Consider the following 260-nt stretch of genomic DNA (forward strand, 5'->3'; position numbering starts at 1 on the left):
ATACAGTGCTCGAAACCAGCCGATACGAACATCGCAACAGGCAAAATCATTACCGCAATTTTGTCAGTCAGTGTGCGTCCACTAAACGTCATCCATACCGCGATACAAACCAATACATTACACATGATGCCGAGCGCGATAGCTTGGATAAAATCGTGGTGCATCTTATGTTGGGAGATCGCCATTGCATTCAAACCCACTTGACCGTGGTCGAACATGTACTGTTTGGTCAGTAACATACAAGCCACCAGCAGCAATGC

General features: G+C 46.5%; 1 protein-coding gene. It reads right to left on the minus strand.

Annotation, left to right across the window (positions count from 1 at the left end; genetic code table 11):
• Positions 1-260, minus strand: a 260-nt coding sequence (locus AB4486_RS25665; protein ID WP_372119558.1) for a formate/nitrite transporter family protein, incomplete at both ends; no start/stop codon positions are given.

Origin of the sequence: Vibrio sp. 10N.222.55.C6 (assembly GCF_041473395.1) — a bacterium.
GTDB classification, from domain to species: domain Bacteria; phylum Pseudomonadota; class Gammaproteobacteria; order Enterobacterales; family Vibrionaceae; genus Vibrio; species Vibrio crassostreae_C.